We start from the raw sequence: 19,243 nt of genomic DNA, 5'->3' as shown, positions 1-19,243 counted from the left end.
CCCGGCGGCCCGCGCCGGGGCGGCAAACCTCCTGACGGCGGCCCGGGAAGGCGGGCGCCGGAGGCGTCAGACGCGGGGGGCCCAGTAGGCGGCGAGTGCGCCGACCCCCGGCTCCACGGACTTCCACGGGCCGGTGAAGCGCACCACGGCCAGGGCCGTCGTGGGGAAGCCGTGGCGACCCAGACGCGCCGCCGCGTCGTCGTCGGCGCTGCCCGCGAGGAGTTCCGCGAGGGCCTGCATGCCCGGGTTGTGGCCGACGACCAGCAGGTCGCGGACGTCGTTGGAGGTCTCGCCCAGGACCGCGATGATCTCGCCGGGAGAGGCGTCGTAGAGCCGCTCCTCGTAGACGGTCCTGGGTCGCTGCGGCAGCTGGTGCGCGACGAGTTTCCACGTCTCCCGGGTGCGGGCAGCCGTGGAGCAGAGGGTGAGCTGGGGTGCGATGCCGTGGCCGGCGATCCAGTCGCCGGCGAGCGGGGCGTCACTGCGGCCCCGGTCGGCGAGCGGACGTTCGTGGTCGGCCACGTCGGGCCAGTCGGCCTTGGCATGCCGGAGAAGGACGATCCTGCGGGGCACATCGACGCTCATGCGTTCCAGCTTCGCACGAAACCGGCCACCGGGCGTGGGGGGTTGGCGCTGTTCCCCCGCAGGGAGGGGTCAGAGCAGAGCCTGCCGGAGGCTTTCCAGGAGGCGGGCCAGCGGCTCGCTACCGCGCTGGGCCGCCTCGGCGTCGCCGCCCGCCAGCATCAGTGCCAGCAGGGTGCAGAAGACCAGCACGGGGAGTGCGAGGGCCCACCAGGGGACCCGGGGCTCCCCCGCGGTGGTCTTTCCGCGCGCGCGGGGCGGCCCGCTCCGGCTGGTGCTCAGGTGTGCGTGCGCGGCCATGGTCCCGTCCCCTGCGTCGCGGCTCCGTGCGTCGGGCTGGTCCCGACACTACGGCCGCAGGCAGCGGTGCCCCATCCGGTGAGCCACCCACCGTCCCCTGAGGACAACCCCCCGGAGTCCCTAGGGGACGTCCCCGAGGCCGCCTGGCCACGGGGACGTGAGGTCTTCGCGCGGCGCGGCGGTCAGGGCGCCGCGATGGACGCGACCACGCCGATGACGACCATGATGCCGAGGATCGCGGCGAAGAGGAGCAGCAGCTTCTTCTGGCCGCCCTGGGGTTCGGGTTCGAGAACGGGCATGCGGGCAGTCTCGCACTCAGCGGCCGTCCTCGACGCACCGGTCCCGTCCGGCCAGGGTGCCCACGGCGATCTGCGCGAGCATCAGTCCGGCCATGAGCAGCAGCGGCGCGTGCCAGCCGCCGCTGTGCTGCCGCAGGGCGCCGACGAGGAGGGGACCGGGGATGGACAGCAGGTAGCCCGTGCTCTGGGCGAACGCGGACAGCTTGACGACTCCGGTGCTCGTACGGGACCGCATGCCGATCATGGTGAGGACCAGCGGAAACGCGCAGTTGGAGACGCCGAGCAGCAGCACCCAGGCCCAGGCGCCCTCCGCGGGGGCGAACCAGAGCCCGGCGTAGCCGGCGAGGCCGCAGACCCCGAGGCCGACGGCCAGTGGGCCCTGGTGGCTCATGCGGGCGGCCACGCGCGGCAGGACGAAGGACAGCGGGATGCCCATGCCCATGGTGACGGCGAGCATCAGCCCGGCTGCCGACGCCGAGACGCCGGCGTCGCGGAAGATCTGCGGCAGCCAGCCCATGGTGATGTAGGCGGCGGAGGCCTGGAGGCCGAAGAACACGCCGAGCGCCCAGGCCGTGGGCGAGCGGCTGATGCGCAGGCCCGCGGCGGCGTCCCGGGCCCGGGCGTCACCGGCGGGGGAAGACGCCCCCGCGGTGCCGCGACGCCGGCCGCCGCGCAGGACGGCGGCCCAGGGGACGACGGAAAGTGCGCCGAGGACGGCCCAGGCGGCGAGCCCGACCCGCCAGTTGCCGCCGAGGGCGTCGGTCAGGGGCACGGTGACGGCGGCGGCGCCGGCGGTGCCGACGGCCAACGCCATCGAGTAGAGGCCGGTCATGGCGCCGACCCGGCCGGGGAACCAGTGCTTGACGACGACGGGCATCAGCACGTTGCTGACCGCAATGCCGGCGAGCGCGAGGACGCTGCCGGCCAAGAACAGCGCGGTGCTGCCGGTGAACGGCCGCAGCGCCAGCCCGGCGGTGATCGCGATCATGCCCGCGACCAGCACGGCGGCCGGGCCGTAGCGGCGGGCCAGGCGCGGCGCGAGGCCGCCGAAGACCGCGAAGCACAGCGACGGCATCGAGGTGAGCAGGCCGGCGAAGGTGCCGCTCATGCCGAGGCCGGCGCGGACCTCCTCCAGCAGCGGGCCGAGACCGGAGATGGCCGGGCGCAGGTTGAGCGCGGCCAGTACCAGGCCCACGACGACGAGCCGGAGCGTCCACGACGAACCGGGGCGGGCGGCGGCCCCTGCGGCATCGGAGGGTGCCGTGCCCGGGTGCGGGGCGGGCACCCGTCCGGTGCGGATCGGGTCGTCGCTGTGAGTCGTGCGGTGGTCTTGCGCGGTGGCCATGACACCATCATAGAATCATGGGATGAATTGATTCCACTCCGCAGACCGCCCCGGAACGGAGATCCATGCCACTGTCCTCACCGCACCGTTCGGCCCTCGCGGACCAGGTGATCTCGGCGTTGCGGGCGCAGATCACCTCCGGCGAGTGGCCGGTGGGCTCACGCATCCCCACCGAGCCGAAGCTGGTCGAGCAGCTGGGCGTGGCACGGAACACCGTGCGGGAGGCCGTCCGGGCCCTCGCACACAACGGGCTGCTCGACATCCGGCAGGGTTCGGGCACCTATGTGGTGGCGACGAGCGAGCTGGCCGGTGTGATGCACCGCCGGTTCGCGGATGCCGCCCCGCAGCACGTCGCGGAGCTGCGGTCCACCCTGGAGGCCTCCGGGGCGCGGCTGGCCGCGCTGCGGCGCTCCGAACAGGACGTCGTGCAGCTCGAGGCGCTGCTGGAGCGACGGGAGGCCGCCTGGTCGTCCGGGGACGTGGAGCGCTTCGTCGAGGCGGACGCCAACCTGCACCTGGCGGTGGTCGCCGCATCCCACAACGACGTCCTCACCGCGCTGTACGCGGACCTGGGGCACGTACTCCGGGCGTTCCTGCGCTTCGACGTCGGCGAGCGGCTGCGACCGGAGGACCACCTGGACCACGCGCGGATGATCGCCGCGATCCGGGACGGTGACGCCGCGGCGGCCGAGCGCGAGGCCGCCTCGTACGCCCTGGAGTGGGGATGCGGAGCGCGGACGGCCGGCGCCTGACCTCTCCGCTCTCTCGACGCCCAACGCCTCGGCGCCGCACGCGTGCCGGCCAGGCTACCGGCGCCCGGCCTCCTTGCGGATGCCGGCCAGTTCGACGGGCTCTCCCGTGCGGCGGGACAGGTCGCATGCCTCGGCGACGTACAGCGCCTCCAGGGCGTCGGCCGGGGTGCAGGGGCTGGCCGCACGGCCGGCGGCGACCTCGGTGAACGCGGCCAGCTCGGTGACGTAGGCGTCCGCGAACCGGTCGGCGAAGGTGGCGTACGGCTGCTCGCGCCGCCAGGAGACACCGGGCTCGGCGGTGGGCAGCGGCGCACGCTCGTCGAGGCCGACGATGCGCGAGTCCCGCGAGCCGCACACCTCCAGCCGCACGTCGTGGCCGGCGCCGTTGTAGCGGGTGGCGGTCACAGTGGCGAGGACGTCGTCGTCGAAGCGGAGCAGGGCGGCACAGGTGTCGACGTCGTCGCCCTCGCGGAAGAACGCCTCCCCGCGGTTGGCGCCCTGCGCGTAGACGGAGACCACTTCGCGGCCGGTCAGCCAACGCAGGATGTCGAAGTCGTGGATGGAGCAGTCGCGGAACAGGCCGCCGGAGGTGGGGATGTACGAGGCGTGCGGCGGGGCCTGGTCGGCGGTGACGGCGCGCAGCGTGTGCAGGAGTCCGAGTTCACCGGCGTGCAGGGCCCGGCGCGCCTCGCGGTAGCCGGCGTCGAAGCGGCGTTGGAAGCCGATCTGCACGGGCACCGGGCTGTCCTCGGCGCGGCGCACGATCTCCACGGTGCCGGGCACGTCGAGGGCGACCGGCTTCTCACAGAAGACCGGGACGCGCTCGTCCAGCGCGCGCAGCAGGAGTTCGGCATGCGCACTGGTGGCGGCGGTGATCACCAGGCCGTCGGGGCGGGCGGCGAACAGCGCGTCGATGTCGTCGGCGGCCTGCAGCCCGATCGTTCCGGCCAGTTGGCGGGCCCGTTCGGCGTCGGCGTCGGCGACGAGGACCGCGTCCACGCCGGGCAGGTCGCGCAGCGTTCGCGCGTGCAGGGCGCCGATGCGGCCGGTGCCGATGAGGCCGATCTGCATGGAGGACTCCTTCTCGGCGGCGGGGTGTTGCGGCGACGGCGGACCGCGGTCGCCGCCGCGGCCCGCCGTGCGGAGACCCCTCGGTGGGGTGCCGGTGGGTGCCGGTGTTCTGCCCGGTCAGGCACCCATCATGTGCACGCCGCCGTCGACGTGCACGATCTCCCCGGTGGTCTTCGGGAACCAGTCCGAGAGCAGCGCGACGACACCGCGGGCGGCCGGCTCCGGGTCGGTGAGGTCCCAGCTGATCGGGGCACGGGTGTTCCACACGTCCGCCAGCTCCTCGAAACCCGGAATGGACTTGGCGGCCATCGACTTGATCGGCCCGGCGGAGACGAGGTTGCAGCGGATGTTCTTCTCGCCCAGGTCGCGGGCGAGGTAGCGGGAGGTCGACTCCAGCGCGGCCTTCGCGACTCCCATCCAGTCGTACTTCGGCCACGCGGACTGCGCGTCGAAGTCCATGCCGACGACGGAGCCGCCGCGCTTCTCCAGCAGCGGGAGCAGCGCCATGGTCAGCGACTTGAGCGAGTACGCGGAGACCTCCACCGCCGTGGCGACCGACTCCCACTCGGTGTTCAGGAAGTTGCCGCCGAGGGCGTCCTGCGGGGCGAAGCCGATGGAGTGCACGACGCCGTCGAGCGAGGCGTCGTCGCCGAAGTGCTCGGCGACCTGGCCGGCGATGCCGGCCATCTGCTCCTTGTTCTGCACGTCCAGTTCGAAGACCGGCGCCTCCTTGGGGAGCCGCTTGGCGATCCGCTGCACCAGTGAGAGCCGCCCGAAGCCGGTGAGAACGACCTCGGCGCCCTCCTCCTGCGCCAGCTTGGCGACGTGGAAGGCGATCGAGGAGTCCGTGAGGACGCCGGTGACCAGGATGCGCTTCCCTGCGAGAAGTCCACTCATGTCGTCAGTGACCCATGCCCAATCCGCCGTCGACGGGGATGACGGCTCCGGTGATGTACGCGGCCTCCTCGGAAGCGAGGAAGCGGACCGAGGAGGCGATCTCCTCCGGCTGGGCGTAGCGGCCCAGCGGCACCTGCCCGACGATGCCCTTGCGCTGCTCCTCGGTGAGTGCCTTGGTCATGTCGGTGTCGACGAAGCCGGGGGCCACGACGTTGCAGGTGATGTTGCGCGAGCCCAGTTCACGGGCGATCGAGCGCGCGAAGCCGACCAGTCCGGCCTTGGACGCGGCGTAGTTGGCCTGCCCCGCGGAGCCCAGCAGGCCCACCACGGAGGAGATGAGCACGACCCGGCCGCGGCGTGCCCGCAGCATGCCCCGGGTCGCGCGCTTCACGACACGGAACGTACCGGTGAGGTTGGTCTCCAGAACGGAGGTGAAGTCCTCCTCCGACATGCGGAGCAGAAGCTGGTCGCGGGTGACGCCGGCGTTGGCCACCAGCACCTCGACCGCGCCCTGCTTCTCCTCGATCTCCTTGTAGGCCTGCTCCACCTGCTCGGGGTCGGTGATGTCGCACCGCACCGCGAGGAAACCGCTCGGCGGCTCCCCCGACCGGTAGGTGATGGCGACCTTGTCGCCTGCGTCGGCGAAGGACCGGGCGATGGCGAGGCCGATGCCGCGGTTTCCTCCGGTGACGAGTACCGAGCGACTCAAGGCAGGACCACCCTTTCTTGTGTGGAGCACTGGTCTGCGCTGCTCCCGAACCTATCTCCCGAGCACCTCCCGCACGGAATCCGGCACGGACAGCACCCCGACCCCGCCACTGTGGGGACCCCACAGTGGCGACCGTGCAGCGCGGGCGTGCCGTACGACGTGGTGGGGCGGGTGCAGCACGCGGAATTCCGTGCCCCGGCGGGGTGTGTCGGGGCATGATGATCCCTGGCCGAGCGACGAGAGTGGGAGGCGCCCGTGGCGCACGCGCAGAAGATCGACCCGTCCTTCCTCGCCTTGCCGTTGCGGGCGCTCGCGGACGCGGCGCTGGCGCGGGCGAAGGCGCTGGGGGCGGAGCACGCGGACTTCCGGTTCGAGCGCGTCCGGGACGCCGGGTGGCGGCTGCGGGACGGGAAGCCGGCCGGGTCCATGGACAGCACGGACACCGGCTACGCGGTGCGCGTGGTGCACGGCGGGGCGTGGGGGTTCGCCGCGGGGGTGGACCTGACCATGGACGCTGCGGCCCGGGTGGCGACGCGCGCCGTGGAGATGGCGAAGCTGTCCGCGCGGGTGATCGAGGCGGCAGGCTCCGACGAGAGGGTGGAGCTTGCGGAGGAGCCCGTACACGGCGAGCGGACGTGGATCTCCTCCTACGAGGTGAACCCGTTCGACGTGCCGGACGCGGAGAAGACCGGACTGCTGGCGGAGTGGAGCGGGCGGCTGCTGGGCGCGGACGGCGTCAGCCACGTGGACGCGAGCCTGCTGACGGTGCAGGAGAACAAGTTCTACGCCGACACCGCCGGGACGGTGACCACGCAGCAGCGGGTGCGGCTGCATCCGCAGCTCACCGCGACCGCCGTGCTCGACTCCGGGGAGTTCGACTCGATGCGGACGCTCGCCCCGCCGGTGGGCCGGGGCTGGGAGTACGCGCTGGGCACGGGCTGGGACTGGGACGCCGAGCTGGACCGTGTCCCGGACCTGCTGGCGGAGAAGCTGCGCGCGCCGAGCGTCGAGCCGGGCTCCTACGACCTGGTGGTCGACCCGTCCAACCTGTGGCTGACGATCCACGAGTCGATCGGCCACGCCACCGAACTGGACCGCGCGCTGGGCTACGAGGCAGCGTACGCGGGCACCTCATTCGCGACGTTCGACCAGCTGGGGACGCTGCGCTACGGGTCGGAGGTGATGCACGTCACCGGCGACCGCACCGCCGAAGGTGGCCTGGCCACCGTCGGCTTCGACGACGAGGGGGTGCAGGCGCAGTCCTGGGACCTGGTGCGGAACGGCACCCTGGTCGGCTACCAGCTGGACCGGCGCATCGCGAAGCTGACCGGGCTCGGGCGCTCCAACGGCTGCGCGTTCGCGGACTCGCCGGGCCACGTGCCGGTGCAGCGGATGGCGAACGTGTCGCTGCAGCCCGCGGCGGACGGGCCGTCCACCGACGAGCTGATCGGCGGTGTGGAGCGCGGGATCTACGTGCTGGGCGACCGGTCCTGGTCGATCGACATGCAGCGGTACAACTTCCAGTTCACCGGGCAGCGCTTCTACCGGATCGAGAACGGGCGGCTCGCGGGACAGCTGCGGGACGTGGCGTACCAGGCGACCACCACCGACTTCTGGGGCTCGATGGAGGCCGTCGGCGGCCCGCAGACGTATGTGCTGGGCGGGGCGTTCAACTGCGGCAAGGCGCAGCCGGGCCAGATCGCTGCGGTGTCGCACGGCTGTCCCTCGGCCCTCTTCCGAGGCGTCAACATTCTCAACACCACGCAGGAGGCGGGCGCATGAGGCGCGCGACGCGGAAGCCGCACGAGGTCGTCGAACGGGCGCTGGAGCTGTCCCGCGCGGACGGCTGCGTGGTGATCGCCGACGAGACCTCGACCGCCAATCTGCGCTGGGCCGGCAATGCGCTGACCACCAACGGCGTGACCCGCGGCCGGCGGCTGACGGTGGTGGCCACCGTGGACGGCGGGCAGGGCACGGCGTCCGGCGTGGTGTCCCGCTCCGCGGTCACCCCGGACGAGCTCGAGCCGCTGGTACGGGCCGCCGAGGACGCGGCGCGGACGGCGGGACCGGCCGAGGACGCGCAGCCGCTGGTGGAGGGCGTACCGGTGTCGGCGGACTTCGCCGACGCCCCGGCCGAGACCGACTCCGGCGTGTTCGGCGCGTTCGCCCCCGCGCTCGGGGAGTCGTTCGCCCGGGCGCACGCGGGCGGGCGTGAGCTGTACGGCTTCGCGAGCCACTCCCTGACGTCCAGCTACCTGGGCACCTCCGCGGGGCTGCGGCTGCGGCACGACCAGCCGACCGGCACGGTCGAGCTGAACGCCAAGTCGCGCGACCTGTCCCGTTCGGCGTGGGCCGGCCGGTACACGCGGGACTTCGCGGACGTCGACCCGGCGGCCCTGGAGACGGAGCTGGCGCAGCGGCTGGCCTGGGCGGAACACCGGGTGGAGCTGCCTGCGGGCCGGTACGAGACGCTGCTGCCGCCGACGGCCGTGGCGGACCTGCTGATCTACCAGCTGTGGTCGTCCAGCGCGCGCAACGCGGCCGAGGGGCGGACGGTGTTCAGCCGGCCCGGGGGCGGTACCCGGGTCGGCGAGCGGCTGTCCGAACTGCCGCTGACGCTGCGCAGCGACCCGCACGCGCCGGGGCTGGAGGCCGCGCCATTCGTGCTGGCGCACGCGTCGGGCGACGACGCTTCCGTGTTCGACAACGGTCTTCCCGTGGCGGCCACCGACTGGATCCGCGACGGCGCACTCACTTCGCTGCTCACCTCCCGGTACAGCGCCGGCCTGACGGGGCTGCCGGTCGCGCCGGAGGCGGGAAACCTGGTCCTGGAGGCCGGGGGCTCTGCGGGCGGGGGCGCGTCGCTGGAGGACATGGTGGCGCGCACCGAGCGCGGCCTGCTGCTGACCTGCCTGTGGTATATCCGCGAGGTGGACCCGGCGACACTGCTGCTCACCGGCCTCACCCGGGACGGGGTCTACCTGGTGGAGAACGGCGAGGTGACGGGTGCGGTGAACAACTTCCGGTTCAACGAGTCGCCGGTCAGCCTGCTGTCCCGCGTCACGGAGGCAGGCCGGACCGAGCGGACGCTGCCCCGCGAGTGGTCCGACTACTTCACCCGCGCGGCGATGCCCCCGCTGCGGGTGCCCGACTTCCACATGAGCTCGGTCAGCCGGGGCGTGTGAGCCCCGCGAGCCGCCGCCACCGCGTGGGGGAACCGCCCCGCGCCCCCGGGCCGCCCGCGTGCGCGGGGGTGGCGGCGGCCCCGCATAGACTCTGTTCCGCATCCATCCGACACCGATCTCTTAAGGCGACAGACGTGACACGCCTCGGCGACTCCGTGCAGCGGGCAAGCGCCCTGCTGGCCCAGGACCTCTCCTCCGACCCGACCGTCGAGCAGCTGCTCGCCGAGACCGGGTCGCGGCGGTATCTGGACCTCGGCGACCTGTCCGCCGGGGAGCAGGCCGCGCTGATCGCCGCCCGCACGGTGGACCTGCTGCCGTCGGAGGAGAAGCTGGCCGAGGAGATCGAGACCCGTCGGGCCGCGGGTGGATCTCTGCACGTCAAGCTGGGCATCGACCCGACCGCCACGGACATCCACCTCGGGCACGCCGTGCCGATCATCGTGCTCAGCCGCTTCCAGCGGATGGGCCACGACGTGACGCTCATCATCGGCGACATCACGGCGAAGATCGGCGACCCGTCGGGCCGCACGGCGGAGCGTCCGCCGCTGACGGACGAAGACATCGCGCGCAATCTGGCGGGCTACCGGGACCAGGTGCGGCCGTTCTTCGACTTCGAAAAGGTGCGGTTCCGGCACAACAGCGAGTGGCTGGCCAGGATCACGCTGCCGCGGCTGATCGGCATCCTTTCGCAGATCCCGGCCTCGCAGCTGCTCCAGCGCGAGGACTTCCGCAACCGGCTGGCGGCCGGCTCCGGGCTGACGATGTCGGAGCTGATCTACCCCGTCGCCATGGCCATCGACTCCGCGGAGATCGAGGCGGGGATCGAGCTGGGCGGCGTGGACCAGCTGCTGAACATGCAGATGGGCCGCAAGATCATGGAGGTCTACGGACAGCGGCCGCAACTGGTCGCCACCATGCCTCTCATCGAGGGCACCGACGGCACGGGCGCCAAGATGTCGAAGTCGAAGGGCAACTACATCCCGCTCACCGCGTCCGCGGAGGACGTCTTCGGCAAGATCATGTCCATCCCGGACCGGCTGATGGCCCCCTACCTGCGGGCGTGGACGGAATGGACCGACCCGGAGATCGAGCAGGCGCTGGCCCGGGTGGAGAAGCGGGACCTGCACCCGATGGACCTGAAGAAGGTGCTGGCGGGCGAGGTCGTGACCGCGCTGTACGGCGTGGAGACCGCGATGAAGGCGCGCGCCGGGTTCGTCGCGCAGTTCTCGAAGAAGTCCTTCTCCGACGTGGAGTCGCTGCCCTCGCTGGATCTGGCCGAGCACGGAGGCGAAGGCATCGCGGCGCTGCTCAGCAAGGTCCTGGAGTTCACGCCGAGTGCATCCGCGGCCCGCCGGATCGCCAAGCAGAACGGGCTGCGGCTGATCGTGGAGACCGGCGGGGAACAGAAGGCCCTCGTCCTCCCAGAAGCGGACGCGCTGCGCCCGCTGGGCGAGGTGGTACCGGAGAAGCTCGCCGAGGCGGGTCTGTCCGGCACGGTCTACCTCAAGGCCGGGCGGAAGATCGCCGAGGTCCGGGGGGCGTAACCGCCGTTCCCACGGGCCGCCGGACGCCGGCTCAGGCGGCCCGGCGGCCCTGCTCCCGCGTCCCGCGTTTCCCGCGGATGCTGGCCCACAGCGGCGCTCCGAGAGCGACGATCAGCACGGCCCCGGCGAGCTGCAGCACGTGCCGGATCCAGTCGATGCCGGAGGTGTCCGCCACTCCGGCCCAGCCGGAGACGGCGTTGCCCAGCAGGCCCCCCAGCATCCCGAAGATCACGGTCAGCCACAGGGGGATGTGCTGCTTGCCGGGGAGGATGGCGCGGGCGAGTACGCCCAGCACCAGCCCGACCACGAGGGCCCACAGCCAGTTCATCTCTCGCCTCCCGGTGGACGGCGCTCCGGACACGCCGGTCGCGTGCCCTGTGCCAGTGTCGTACGGGCGTCCCGAGGGTGCACCCGCTGCGGGCCGCGGGCCGGTATCGGTGGGCCGGGCGGGGCGGCGTACCGTGGGAGACGTCCGGAACGTGGTGTGACCGGCGCACGAGCGGGTGGTGGAGCGTGTTGCGCAAGCAGAAGGGTCCCCAGGTCTTCCGGATCACCGGAGCACGGCAGGGCCTGGAGGACGACGTCCGCGGGCGTCAGCGGCGTTATGTGGTCTCGATGCTGATCCGCACGCTCGCGGTCCTGCTGACGGTGATCCTGTGGAACGTGCAGCGGCCGCTCGCCGTGGTCACGCTCGTCCTCGGTGCCACGCTGCCGTACGTCGCCGTGGTGATCGCGAACGCGGGACGGGAGCGGGTGCGGGACATGCCGCCGACGCTGGTGACGGGTCCGAGCCGTCCCGTGCTCGGGCCGGGTGCGACGGAGCGCCCGGACGAGGGGACGCCTGCGGGCGAGCCGCGCGGGACCGACCGGTCGGAGGAGGTCAACGGGTCTGCCGACGGCGGCCGTTGAACCGCCGGCCCATGCAAAGGGCCGGGAAAAGGTCAGGGGAATCGTCCAGTTCCGCTGCCGTGCGCGGGTGTGCCCGTGCCATACTTCGAAGGCGCTCCGCATCCCCCGTCGGAGCGACGGACCGACGCCGGGCGGCTCCCCCCGTGGCCGCCCGGCGTCGCCTTTTCCACCGCTCCCGTGGTGTTGGATGGGGGCGTGATGTCTGCGCAGAACCACGAGTCGCCGATCTGCTCCGCCAAGGGCTGCCGGGAGCCTGCCGTGTGGGTCCTGGCCTGGAACAACCCCAAGCTGCACACGCCCGACCGCCGCAAGACCTGGCTGGCCTGCGAGGAGCACCGGGAGCACCTGTCCTCGTTCCTGGGCATGCGCGGATTCCTCAAGGACGTGGTGCGCCTGACGGAATGGCAGGCCGCGGAGGAGCGGGACACGCCCGGCGAGCGGGGCGAGGGGGCGGCACCGGGGGACGCGGACTGAGCGGGAGGACCGGGCGGTCCCTCCTGTCGGCCGCAGCCGACCGGTTCAGCCGCCGATCGCCGACATCGGACGGTCGGGCTGGACGAAGGAGGGATCGTCGATGCCGGCGCCCGCCTTCTTCCCCCACATGGCCTGCTTCCACAGCCGGGCGACCTCGGCGTCCTCGGCCCCGCCGCGCAGTGCGCCGCGCAGATCCGACTCCTCCCGGGCGAACAGGCAGGTGCGGACCTGTCCGTCCGCGGTGAGGCGCGTGCGGTCGCAGGCACGGCAGAACGGCCGCGTGACGGACGCGATGACGCCGACACGGTGCGGGCCGCCGTCGACGGTCCAGCGTTCGGCGGGCGCGGAGCCGCGGGCCTCCTCGCCCTCGGGCGTGAGGGTGAATCGGGTGCGCAGCGACTCGAGGATGTCTCCTGCCATGATCATGCCGTCGCGCTGCCAGCCGTGCTGGGCGTCCAGCGGCATCTGCTCGATGAACCGCAGCTCATAGTCGTTCTCCACGGCCCAGGCGAGCAGGTCGGGTGCCTCGTCGTCGTTGAGGCCGGGCATCAGCACAGTGTTGACCTTGACGGGGGTGAGGCCGGCGGCGCGCGCCGCCTCCAGACCGCGCAGCACGTCGGCGTGCCGCTTGCGGCGGGTCATCCTCTGGAAGACCTCAGGCCGCAGGGTGTCCAGCGAGACGTTGACCCGGTCGAGGCCGGCGTCGCGGAGCGCGGCGGCGGTGCGTTCCAGACCGATGCCGTTGGTGGTGAGCGAGAGCTGCGGGCGCGGTTCGAGCGCGGCGCAGCGCTCCACGATGCCGACGAGCCCTGGGCGCAGCAGCGGCTCGCCGCCGGTGAAGCGGACCTCGTCGACGCCGAGGCCGGTGACGGCGATGCGGATGAGCCGGACGATCTCGTCGTCCGTCAGGAGCTGCGGCTTGGCCAGCCACTGCAGCCCCTCCTCGGGCATGCAGTAGGTGCAGCGCAGGTTGCACCGGTCGGTGAGCGACACCCGGAGGTCGGTCGCGACCCGGCCGTATGTGTCGAGCAGCATGGGCGGCCCTTCCACGGTGGCTTCCATTGTCTCGCAACTGCTTCGCAGCGTACGCGAGAGCGCCGACATTCAACAGTTCGTTGAAGTGACGAGGGAGCACGGAACGTGGTCGGGCCGCCCGATGGGGCTGGCTGCGGGGAGCCGGCCGTCAGTGCGCGCCGCTGCCGGTCAGCGAGCGGACCTCCAGTTCTGCGTACTTCCGGCCGTCCACGTCCTCGTTCTTCGACACCACGGTGCCCAGCCAGCCGAGCAGGAACCCGAGCGGGATCGACACCAGACCGGGGTTGTTCAGCGGGAACCACTGGAAGTCGGCGCCGGGGAACATGGCGCTCGGGTTGCCGGAGACGACCGGGGAGAACACCACCAGCAGCACAGACGAGGACAGGCCGCCGTAGATGGACCACAGCGACCCGGCGGTGTTGAAGCGCTTCCAGAAGAGGCTGTAGAGGATCGTCGGCAGGTTCGCGGACGCGGCGACCGCGAAGGCGAGCGCCACCAGGAAGGCCACGTTCAGCTTGCCGGCGAAGATGCCCAGCACGATGGCCACGCCGCCGATCAGGATGGAGGAGAGCCGTGCGGCCTTGACCTCCTCCCGGTCGGAGGCCTTTCCCTTGCGGATCACGTTCGCGTACAGGTCGTGCGCGAAGGAGGAGGACGAGGCAAGAGTGAGACCGGCCACCACCGCGAGGATCGTGGCGAAGGCGACCGCGCAGATGACGGCGAGCAGGATCGCGCCACCCGCCGAGTCGGCGCCCCCGCCGATGTTCTGCGCCAGCAGAGGGGCGGCGGTGTTGCCGGCCGCGTCGGACTCGGTGATCTCCTTCCGGGAGAGCAGCGCCGCCGCGCCGAAACCGAGGGCGATGGTCATCAGGTAGAAGGCGCCGATGATGCCGATGGCCCAGATGACCGACTTCCGCGCCGCACGGGCGGTGGGCACCGTGTAGAAGCGGATGAGGATGTGCGGCAGGCCGGCCGTGCCGAGCACCAGGGCGAGGCCGAGGGAGATGAAGTCGATCTCGGTGGTGGTCGAGACGCCGTACTTGAGGCCCGGCTCCAGGAACGCTGCTCCCTGCCCGCTGTTCTCGGCGGCCGCGCCGAGCAGCGTGGAGATGTTGAAGTCGAACTTCAGCATGACGAGGAACGTGATGAGCAGGGTCCCGGCGATCAGCAGGCACGCCTTGATCATCTGCACCCAGGTGGTGCCCTTCATGCCGCCGATGGTGACGTAGAGGATCATCACGACGCCCACGAGCACGACGATGATGTTCTTCCCCGCGTCGCCGGACACGCCGAGCAGCAGCGCCACCAGGGCGCCGGCGCCGACCATCTGGGCAAGCAGGTAGAAGATCGACACCACGATGGTGGACACGCCCGCGGCCGTGCGGACCGGCCGCTGGCGCATCCGGTAGGCGAGCACGTCACCCATGGTGAAGCGGCCGGAGTTGCGCAGCGGCTCGGCGACCAGCAGCAGCGCGACCAGCCAGGCGACGAGGAAGCCGATGGAGTAGAGGAAGCCGTCGTATCCGAAGAGCGAGATGGCACCGGCGATACCCAGGAACGAGGCGGCGGACATGTAGTCGCCGGAGATGGCCAGGCCGTTCTGGAAACCGCTGAACGAGCGACCGCCGGCGTAGTAGTCGGTGGCGTCCTTGGTGCGCCGTCCGGCCCACACGGTGACCCCGAGTGTGGCGGCCACGAAGACGGAGAAGAGCGTGATGATCAGCGTGCGGTGCTCACTGGCGTCCGCCGCGGCGACCTGCAGGTAGGTGTTCATGCGCCGCCCTCCAGGCGTGACTTGATGGCGTCCGCGGCGGGGTCGAGCTTCGCGGCAGCGTGCCGCGAGTACCACCAGGCGATGGCGAACGTGGTGACGAACTGGGCGACACCGAACACGAATGCCACGTTGATATTGCCGACGATCTTGGTACCCATCAGCGCACCGGCGTAGATGGAGAGGAGGACGTACAGGAAGTACCAGCTGATGAAGGCGACAGTGAGGGGGAAGGCGAACGACCGGTGAGCCCGGCGCAGGGCGACGAACTCGGCGCTCCGCTGCACCTCGATGTAGTTCCGGTCGGCCGGTGGCGCGGCACCGGCGCTCGCTTCGTGTGATGCGGAATCCACGGCGACTCCCAGAGAGGTCGGGAAGGCGGACGTTCGGTGTGACCTGCACAACATCCGGCCACACCGTTCGCGCATCGTAAGGGGATGACGCTGCGTACAACAGGGGTAGGTAGTTGAAAGATGAAGGAGAAAGCCGCCAAGCCGGTCTGATTCGACGATTTTCTTTCCGGATCTGCCCCTCAACTGCACTCAACAGGGCTAACTTCCTCCACGGGAAGTCACATTCGAAACGGCATGGAGACCCCATGGATTCAGTGAAGCCCAGACGGCGGCACGCGCTGGCGGTGCCGCTCGGCCTGGCACTGACCGCGTCGCTGGCGGTCCTGCCCGGCGCGTCCACCGCACTCGCGCAGGACGCCCGGCCCGCGGCGGACGGCGAGAAGCTCAGCTACGTCGTCAACACCGCGACCGACTCCGCCACCGTGGACCGCGTCGAGCGGGAGGTCGAGGACGCCGGCGGCACCGTCGTCACGTCCTGGGAGGAGATCGGCGTCGTCATCGCCCACTCCACCGACCCCGGCTTCGGCGACACGATGCGCGCGGTCGACGGCGTCGACTCCGCCGGCGCCACCCGCACCGCTCCACTCAGCGCGGCCGCCACCACGGACGTGGGCAAGCCGCAGTACGTGAAGGACCCGGAACGGCTGGCCGCCGAACTGGCGAAGGACGAGCAGCGCCTCTCACCCGGGGCCCGCAAGAAGGCGGCGCCCGACGAGCCGCTGGAGTCGCTCCAGTGGAACATCCCGGCCATCAAGGCCGACCGGGCGCACGCGATCGACGACGGACGCCGCGGCGTCACCGTCGCCGTGGTCGACACCGGCGTCGACGACACCCACCCGGACCTGCGGAGGAACTTCGCCCCCACCCAGTCCGCCAACTGCGTCGGCGGCGAGCCCGACACCTCGTGGGGCGCCTGGCGGCCCTACGCGGAGGGCGGCCACTACCACGGCACGCACGTGGCGGGCATCATCGCCGCTCCGCGCAACGACGTCGGCATCGCCGGCGTGGCACCCGGGGTGAAGGTCTCCTCGATCAAGGTGGCCGAGCAGGGCTCCAGCCTCTTCTACACCGAGGCCGTGGTGTGCGCCTTCATGTTCGCCGCCGAGCAGGGCATCGAGGTGACGAACAACAGCTACTACACCGACCCCTGGCTCTACAACTGCCCGGACCACGAGGACCAGGCTGCCATCCTGGAGGCCGTCGGACGGGCCGCCGAGTACGCGGAGGACGAGGGCGTCCTCAACGTCGCCTCGGCCGGCAACTCCGCCCAGGACCTGGCCGCGGACGAACTCGTCGACGCGACCAGTCCGGACGACTCCACACCCGTCGAGCGCACCATCGACCCGTCCGAGTGCCTGGACCTCCCGGCACAGCTGCCGGGCGTGGTGACCGTCTCCGCCACCGGCGACCAGTCACTGAAGTCGTACTACTCCAACTACGGCGACGGCGTCGTGGACGTCGCCGCCCCGGGCGGCGACCGCTACCAGGTCCCCGAGGGCGACGGCAAGAACGGCCGCGTGCTGTCCACCATGCCCGACGGCGACTACGCCTTCCTCCAGGGCACCTCGATGGCCGCCCCGCACGTGGCCGGCGTCGCCGCGCTCGTCAAGAGCGAGCACCGGCGCGCCACGCCGCAGGAGATCCAGTGGCGCCTGAAGGCACGGGCCGACAACCCGGGCTGTCCCGAGGGGCCGTACGACCCCGACGGCGACGGCGAGGTGAACGCCGAGTGCACCGGCAACGCCAAGATCAACAGCTTCTACGGCTACGGCATCGTCGACGCGCTGGACGCCGTCCGGAAGTGACACTCCACGGGTTGAACGGCGCCTGACCGCCGTTCAACCGTGCGGCGCCGCGAGGGGGCCGGGCTCCGGCTCGACCCCCTTCGGCTGCCATCCCGGGCCGCGCAGCACCCGGCCGAAGCGCTCCGGCCAGCTGCGTGCCGCCCGCAGGTCGCGGCCGATCGCCGCGTACTCGTGCGTCGCGACCCGCAGCGGGTTGTAGGTCTCGATGTTCTTCGTGAGCCCGTAGGCGCACGGCTCCCGCTCCGGCGCGAAGGAGCCGAAGAGCCGGTCCCAGACGATCAGGATGCCGCCGAAGTTGCGGTCCAGGTAGCCGCCCTGCGAGGCGTGGTGCACCCGGTGGTGCGAGGGCGTGTTGAAGACCGCCTCGACCGGGCGCGGCAGGCGGCCGATCCGCTCGGTGTGGATCCAGAACTGGTACACCAGGTTGACCGAGGCCAGGAAGGCCAGCACCGCCGGATGGACGCCGAGAGCGATCAGGGGCAGGTAGAACGGCCAGGAGGTGAGGCTGGGTCCAGGGCTGCCGCAGAGCCGTGGTGAGGTTGAACCGGCGGCTGGAGTGGTGCACCACGTGGCATGCCCACAGCAGGCGGATCACGTGGTGGCCGCGGTGTGACCAGTAGTAGAAGAAATCCTGCGCGAGCAGCAGCAGGGGGAGCATCCACCACAGCAACGGCACCCGCAGCGGGGTGAGTTCGTGGACAGCGGCGTAGATCGCCACCACCGGCACCTTCCACAGCGCGTCGAAGAACAGGCTGCCCAGGCCCATGGACAGGCTGGTGGCCGCGTCCCTGCCCTCGTAGCCGGCCGCGTCGTCGTCGGGATGGAGCCGGTAGCTGACCACCTCGATCACCGTGAGCAGGAGGAAGGCGGGGATGGACCACAGCACGACATCGGGCAGATGAGACGGCATGTCAGCAAGGTAGAGCCCCGCCGCGCGGCGCGCCAGGGGTCGTTACCGACCGGTAGACGGTCTCCGGGGCGGGCGCCCGGCGGACCGTGCCGGCCGGGGCGGGGCTGACGGCCGGTCAAGCTCCTGTGTGGGCAGGCGCGGTCGTGGAAGTGTCAGTCGCGGCCCGTATCCTCTGTGACCATGCTCGAAGACCAGACGGCACGTCCGGACGAGGAGGCGGGGGCCCTGTACATCCCCGCTCAGTCCGCTCCCGCCCACCGCGCCGCCGCCTCCGGCGACGCCTGCTGGCCCTCGAACTACCCCGAGGGGTACGCGGTGGTGGACGTCGAGACCACCGGCCTGCGCCGCGACGACCGGATCGTCTCCGCCGCCGTCTACCGGCTGGACTCGCGCGGTGACGTGGAGGACCACTGGTACACGCAGGTCAACCCGCAGCGCGACCCCGGCCCCACCTGGATCCACGGGCTGACCGCCGAAGTCCTCGCCGACGCACCGCTGTTCGAGGAGGTCGCGGCGGACCTCGCGGAACGGCTGGAGGGCCGCGTCCTGGTGGCGCACAACGCCGTCTTCGACTGGTCCATGATCGCCCGCGAGTACGCCCGTACCGCGCACGACCTGCCCGTCCGGCACCGGCTGTGCACCATCGCGCTCGCCAAGGAGCTGGCGCTGCCGCTGCCCAACCACAAACTGGAGTCGCTCGCGGCGCACTACGGCGTGGTGCAGCAGCGGGCCCACCACGCGCTGGACGACGCCCGGGTGCTGGCCGAGGCGTTCCGCCCGAGCCTCCACCGCGCCGCCCGGCACGGCGTGCGCCTGCCGCTGCTGGCCTGCGTACCGCTCACGGAGCTGCCCCCGGAGCCCGCCGCGGACCGCTACGGCTCCGCGCCCCGCTCCCGTCCGCACGGCTTCGGCTGGCGTCCGTCGCGGAAGCGCCCGCCGTGCCCCTATCCCAACCCGGGGCGGTGGGAGCCGGGCGGCCCGCTGCGGCAGGGCATGCGGGTGGCGCTCTCCGGCGACACCTCCGTCGACCGCGAGCTGCTGGAGGACCGTGCGATCGAGGCGGGCCTGCACATCGCGACCAGCGTCTCCCGCCGGACCAGTCTGGTGGTCAGCAACGACCCGCACTCCGTCACCTCAAAGGTCGCCCGGGCCCGCACCTTCGGCACCCCGGTGATCGACGAGGCCGCGTTCACCCACCTGCTCCGCGACGTCGCACCCGCCCAGGACCCGCCCCCCGGGCCCGCGGGGTGGGAGGTACCCCCGTCCCCGGCGGGCTGACCCGCGCCCGGTACCGTCGGGGGT

The 19,243-nt window shown here is 71.9% G+C and carries 19 protein-coding genes and 1 pseudogene; 8 read left to right on the top strand and 12 right to left on the bottom strand.

Annotation, left to right across the window (positions count from 1 at the left end):
• Positions 1-66 precede the first annotated feature (66 nt).
• The 4 genes from E4198_RS22545 to E4198_RS22535 all read right to left on the bottom strand — a co-directional run bounded on the left by E4198_RS22545 (position 67) and on the right by E4198_RS22535 (position 2,526).
• Positions 67-585 carry a histidine phosphatase family protein gene (locus E4198_RS22545; protein ID WP_136184761.1) on the bottom strand — a complete coding sequence of 173 codons (519 nt, stop codon included), beginning with the start codon at positions 583-585 and terminating at the stop codon, positions 67-69.
• 69 nt (positions 586-654) lie between these two features.
• The gene (locus E4198_RS22540) at positions 655-882 is read right to left on the bottom strand and encodes a hypothetical protein (protein WP_247597802.1); all 228 of its coding nucleotides are present in this window, start codon (positions 880-882) and stop codon (positions 655-657) included.
• A gap of 182 nt (positions 883-1,064) precedes the next feature.
• Positions 1,065-1,181: an SGM_5486 family transporter-associated protein gene (locus tag E4198_RS25740; protein WP_281727999.1), complete on the bottom strand. Its 117-nt coding sequence runs from the start codon at positions 1,179-1,181 to the stop codon at positions 1,065-1,067.
• A 16-nt stretch (positions 1,182-1,197) separates the two neighbouring features.
• Entirely contained in the window at positions 1,198-2,526 is a 1,329-nt protein-coding gene (locus E4198_RS22535; RefSeq protein ID WP_136184760.1) for an MFS transporter, read from the bottom strand.
• A gap of 65 nt (positions 2,527-2,591) precedes the next feature.
• Between E4198_RS22535 and E4198_RS22530 the strand changes: the two genes are divergently transcribed.
• Positions 2,592-3,278, top strand: a complete 687-nt coding sequence (locus E4198_RS22530) for a FadR/GntR family transcriptional regulator (RefSeq protein ID WP_136184759.1) — start codon at positions 2,592-2,594, stop codon at positions 3,276-3,278.
• A gap of 54 nt (positions 3,279-3,332) precedes the next feature.
• On the opposite strand, the gene E4198_RS22525 is transcribed toward E4198_RS22530, so the two are convergent.
• The 3 genes from E4198_RS22525 to fabG all read right to left on the bottom strand — a co-directional run bounded on the left by E4198_RS22525 (position 3,333) and on the right by fabG (position 5,955).
• Positions 3,333-4,349, bottom strand: a complete 1,017-nt coding sequence (locus E4198_RS22525) for a Gfo/Idh/MocA family oxidoreductase (RefSeq protein WP_136184758.1) — start codon at positions 4,347-4,349, stop codon at positions 3,333-3,335.
• Between the two features lie 117 nt (positions 4,350-4,466).
• Entirely contained in the window at positions 4,467-5,246 is a 780-nt protein-coding gene (fabI, locus tag E4198_RS22520; RefSeq protein WP_136184757.1) for an enoyl-ACP reductase FabI, read from the bottom strand.
• A gap of 4 nt (positions 5,247-5,250) precedes the next feature.
• Positions 5,251-5,955: a 3-oxoacyl-[acyl-carrier-protein] reductase gene (gene fabG / locus E4198_RS22515; protein ID WP_136184756.1), complete on the bottom strand. Its 705-nt coding sequence runs from the start codon at positions 5,953-5,955 to the stop codon at positions 5,251-5,253.
• 255 nt (positions 5,956-6,210) lie between these two features.
• On the opposite strand from fabG, the gene E4198_RS22510 reads away from it, so the two are divergent.
• From E4198_RS22510 to tyrS, 3 genes are all read left to right on the top strand, one after another.
• Positions 6,211-7,737, top strand: coding sequence for a TldD/PmbA family protein (locus E4198_RS22510; protein WP_210732881.1), 1,527 nt, complete (start codon positions 6,211-6,213; stop codon positions 7,735-7,737).
• A complete protein-coding gene (locus tag E4198_RS22505; RefSeq protein WP_136184755.1) occupies positions 7,734-9,140 on the top strand; it encodes a TldD/PmbA family protein in 1,407 nt (468 codons plus the stop codon). The genes E4198_RS22510 and E4198_RS22505 overlap by 4 nt, the downstream gene beginning before the upstream one ends.
• Before the next feature lie 134 nt (positions 9,141-9,274).
• Positions 9,275-10,684 (top strand): tyrosine--tRNA ligase, encoded by a 1,410-nt coding sequence (tyrS, locus tag E4198_RS22500; RefSeq protein ID WP_136184754.1) that lies wholly within the window; start codon positions 9,275-9,277, stop codon positions 10,682-10,684.
• A gap of 31 nt (positions 10,685-10,715) precedes the next feature.
• On the opposite strand, the gene E4198_RS22495 is transcribed toward tyrS, so the two are convergent.
• Positions 10,716-11,012, bottom strand: coding sequence for a GlsB/YeaQ/YmgE family stress response membrane protein (locus E4198_RS22495; RefSeq protein ID WP_136184753.1), 297 nt, complete (start codon positions 11,010-11,012; stop codon positions 10,716-10,718).
• Between the two features lie 188 nt (positions 11,013-11,200).
• On the opposite strand from E4198_RS22495, the gene E4198_RS22490 reads away from it, so the two are divergent.
• Positions 11,201-11,593 (top strand): DUF3099 domain-containing protein, encoded by a 393-nt coding sequence (locus E4198_RS22490; RefSeq protein ID WP_136184752.1) that lies wholly within the window; start codon positions 11,201-11,203, stop codon positions 11,591-11,593.
• A gap of 198 nt (positions 11,594-11,791) precedes the next feature.
• On the top strand, positions 11,792-12,067 hold the full coding sequence (locus tag E4198_RS22485; RefSeq protein ID WP_136184751.1) for a hypothetical protein: 276 nt from the start codon (positions 11,792-11,794) through the stop codon (positions 12,065-12,067).
• Between the two features lie 45 nt (positions 12,068-12,112).
• Here the strand turns inward: E4198_RS22485 and moaA are convergent, their stop codons facing one another.
• From moaA to E4198_RS22470, 3 genes are all read right to left on the bottom strand, one after another.
• Positions 12,113-13,102 carry a GTP 3',8-cyclase MoaA gene (gene moaA / locus E4198_RS22480; RefSeq protein WP_247597801.1) on the bottom strand — a complete coding sequence of 330 codons (990 nt, stop codon included), beginning with the start codon at positions 13,100-13,102 and terminating at the stop codon, positions 12,113-12,115.
• A gap of 148 nt (positions 13,103-13,250) precedes the next feature.
• The gene (locus E4198_RS22475; protein WP_136184749.1) at positions 13,251-14,876 is read right to left on the bottom strand and encodes a cation acetate symporter; all 1,626 of its coding nucleotides are present in this window, start codon (positions 14,874-14,876) and stop codon (positions 13,251-13,253) included.
• The gene (locus E4198_RS22470; RefSeq protein WP_051307716.1) at positions 14,873-15,226 is read right to left on the bottom strand and encodes a DUF485 domain-containing protein; all 354 of its coding nucleotides are present in this window, start codon (positions 15,224-15,226) and stop codon (positions 14,873-14,875) included. The genes E4198_RS22475 and E4198_RS22470 overlap by 4 nt, the downstream gene beginning before the upstream one ends.
• Positions 15,227-15,471: 245 nt before the next feature.
• Here E4198_RS22470 and E4198_RS22465 point away from each other — a divergent pair, with 245 nt between their 5' ends.
• Positions 15,472-17,031: a S8 family serine peptidase gene (locus E4198_RS22465; RefSeq protein ID WP_136184747.1), complete on the top strand. Its 1,560-nt coding sequence runs from the start codon at positions 15,472-15,474 to the stop codon at positions 17,029-17,031.
• A 33-nt stretch (positions 17,032-17,064) separates the two neighbouring features.
• Here the strand turns inward: E4198_RS22465 and E4198_RS22460 are convergent.
• Positions 17,065-17,941, bottom strand: a pseudogene (locus tag E4198_RS22460) (sterol desaturase family protein).
• 180 nt (positions 17,942-18,121) lie between these two features.
• Here E4198_RS22460 and E4198_RS22455 point away from each other — a divergent pair.
• The gene (locus E4198_RS22455; protein ID WP_136184746.1) at positions 18,122-19,219 is read left to right on the top strand and encodes a DEDDh family exonuclease; all 1,098 of its coding nucleotides are present in this window, start codon (positions 18,122-18,124) and stop codon (positions 19,217-19,219) included.
• The last annotated feature ends 24 nt before the right edge of the window (positions 19,220-19,243 follow it).

Origin of the sequence: Streptomyces sp. RKND-216 (assembly GCF_004795255.1) — a bacterium.
Taxonomy (GTDB): Bacteria; Actinomycetota; Actinomycetes; order Streptomycetales; family Streptomycetaceae; genus Streptomyces; species Streptomyces hazeniae.
This window is presented reverse-complemented; position numbering and strand designations above follow the sequence as displayed.

Bases quoted from the DNA above. Each gene is read 5' to 3' on its own strand.
- E4198_RS22485 (WP_136184751.1), top strand. From the start codon at position 11,792: ATGTCTGCGCAGAACCACGAGTCGCCGATCTGCTCCGCCAAGGGCTGC.
- E4198_RS22455 (WP_136184746.1), top strand. From the start codon at position 18,122: ATGCTCGAAGACCAGACGGCACGTCCGGACGAGGAGGCGGGGGCCCTG.
- fabI (WP_136184757.1), bottom strand. From the start codon at position 5,246: ATGAGTGGACTTCTCGCAGGGAAGCGCATCCTGGTCACCGGCGTCCTC.
- E4198_RS22540 (WP_247597802.1), bottom strand. From the start codon at position 882: ATGGCCGCGCACGCACACCTGAGCACCAGCCGGAGCGGGCCGCCCCGC.
- E4198_RS22505 (WP_136184755.1), top strand. From the start codon at position 7,734: ATGAGGCGCGCGACGCGGAAGCCGCACGAGGTCGTCGAACGGGCGCTG.
- E4198_RS22495 (WP_136184753.1), bottom strand. From the start codon at position 11,012: ATGAACTGGCTGTGGGCCCTCGTGGTCGGGCTGGTGCTGGGCGTACTC.
- E4198_RS22535 (WP_136184760.1), bottom strand. From the start codon at position 2,526: ATGGCCACCGCGCAAGACCACCGCACGACTCACAGCGACGACCCGATC.
- E4198_RS22465 (WP_136184747.1), top strand. From the start codon at position 15,472: ATGGATTCAGTGAAGCCCAGACGGCGGCACGCGCTGGCGGTGCCGCTC.
- E4198_RS22545 (WP_136184761.1), bottom strand. From the start codon at position 585: ATGAGCGTCGATGTGCCCCGCAGGATCGTCCTTCTCCGGCATGCCAAG.
- E4198_RS22475 (WP_136184749.1), bottom strand. From the start codon at position 14,876: ATGAACACCTACCTGCAGGTCGCCGCGGCGGACGCCAGTGAGCACCGC.
- moaA (WP_247597801.1), bottom strand. From the start codon at position 13,102: ATGCTGCTCGACACATACGGCCGGGTCGCGACCGACCTCCGGGTGTCG.
- E4198_RS25740 (WP_281727999.1), bottom strand. From the start codon at position 1,181: ATGCCCGTTCTCGAACCCGAACCCCAGGGCGGCCAGAAGAAGCTGCTG.
- E4198_RS22530 (WP_136184759.1), top strand. From the start codon at position 2,592: ATGCCACTGTCCTCACCGCACCGTTCGGCCCTCGCGGACCAGGTGATC.
- E4198_RS22525 (WP_136184758.1), bottom strand. From the start codon at position 4,349: ATGCAGATCGGCCTCATCGGCACCGGCCGCATCGGCGCCCTGCACGCG.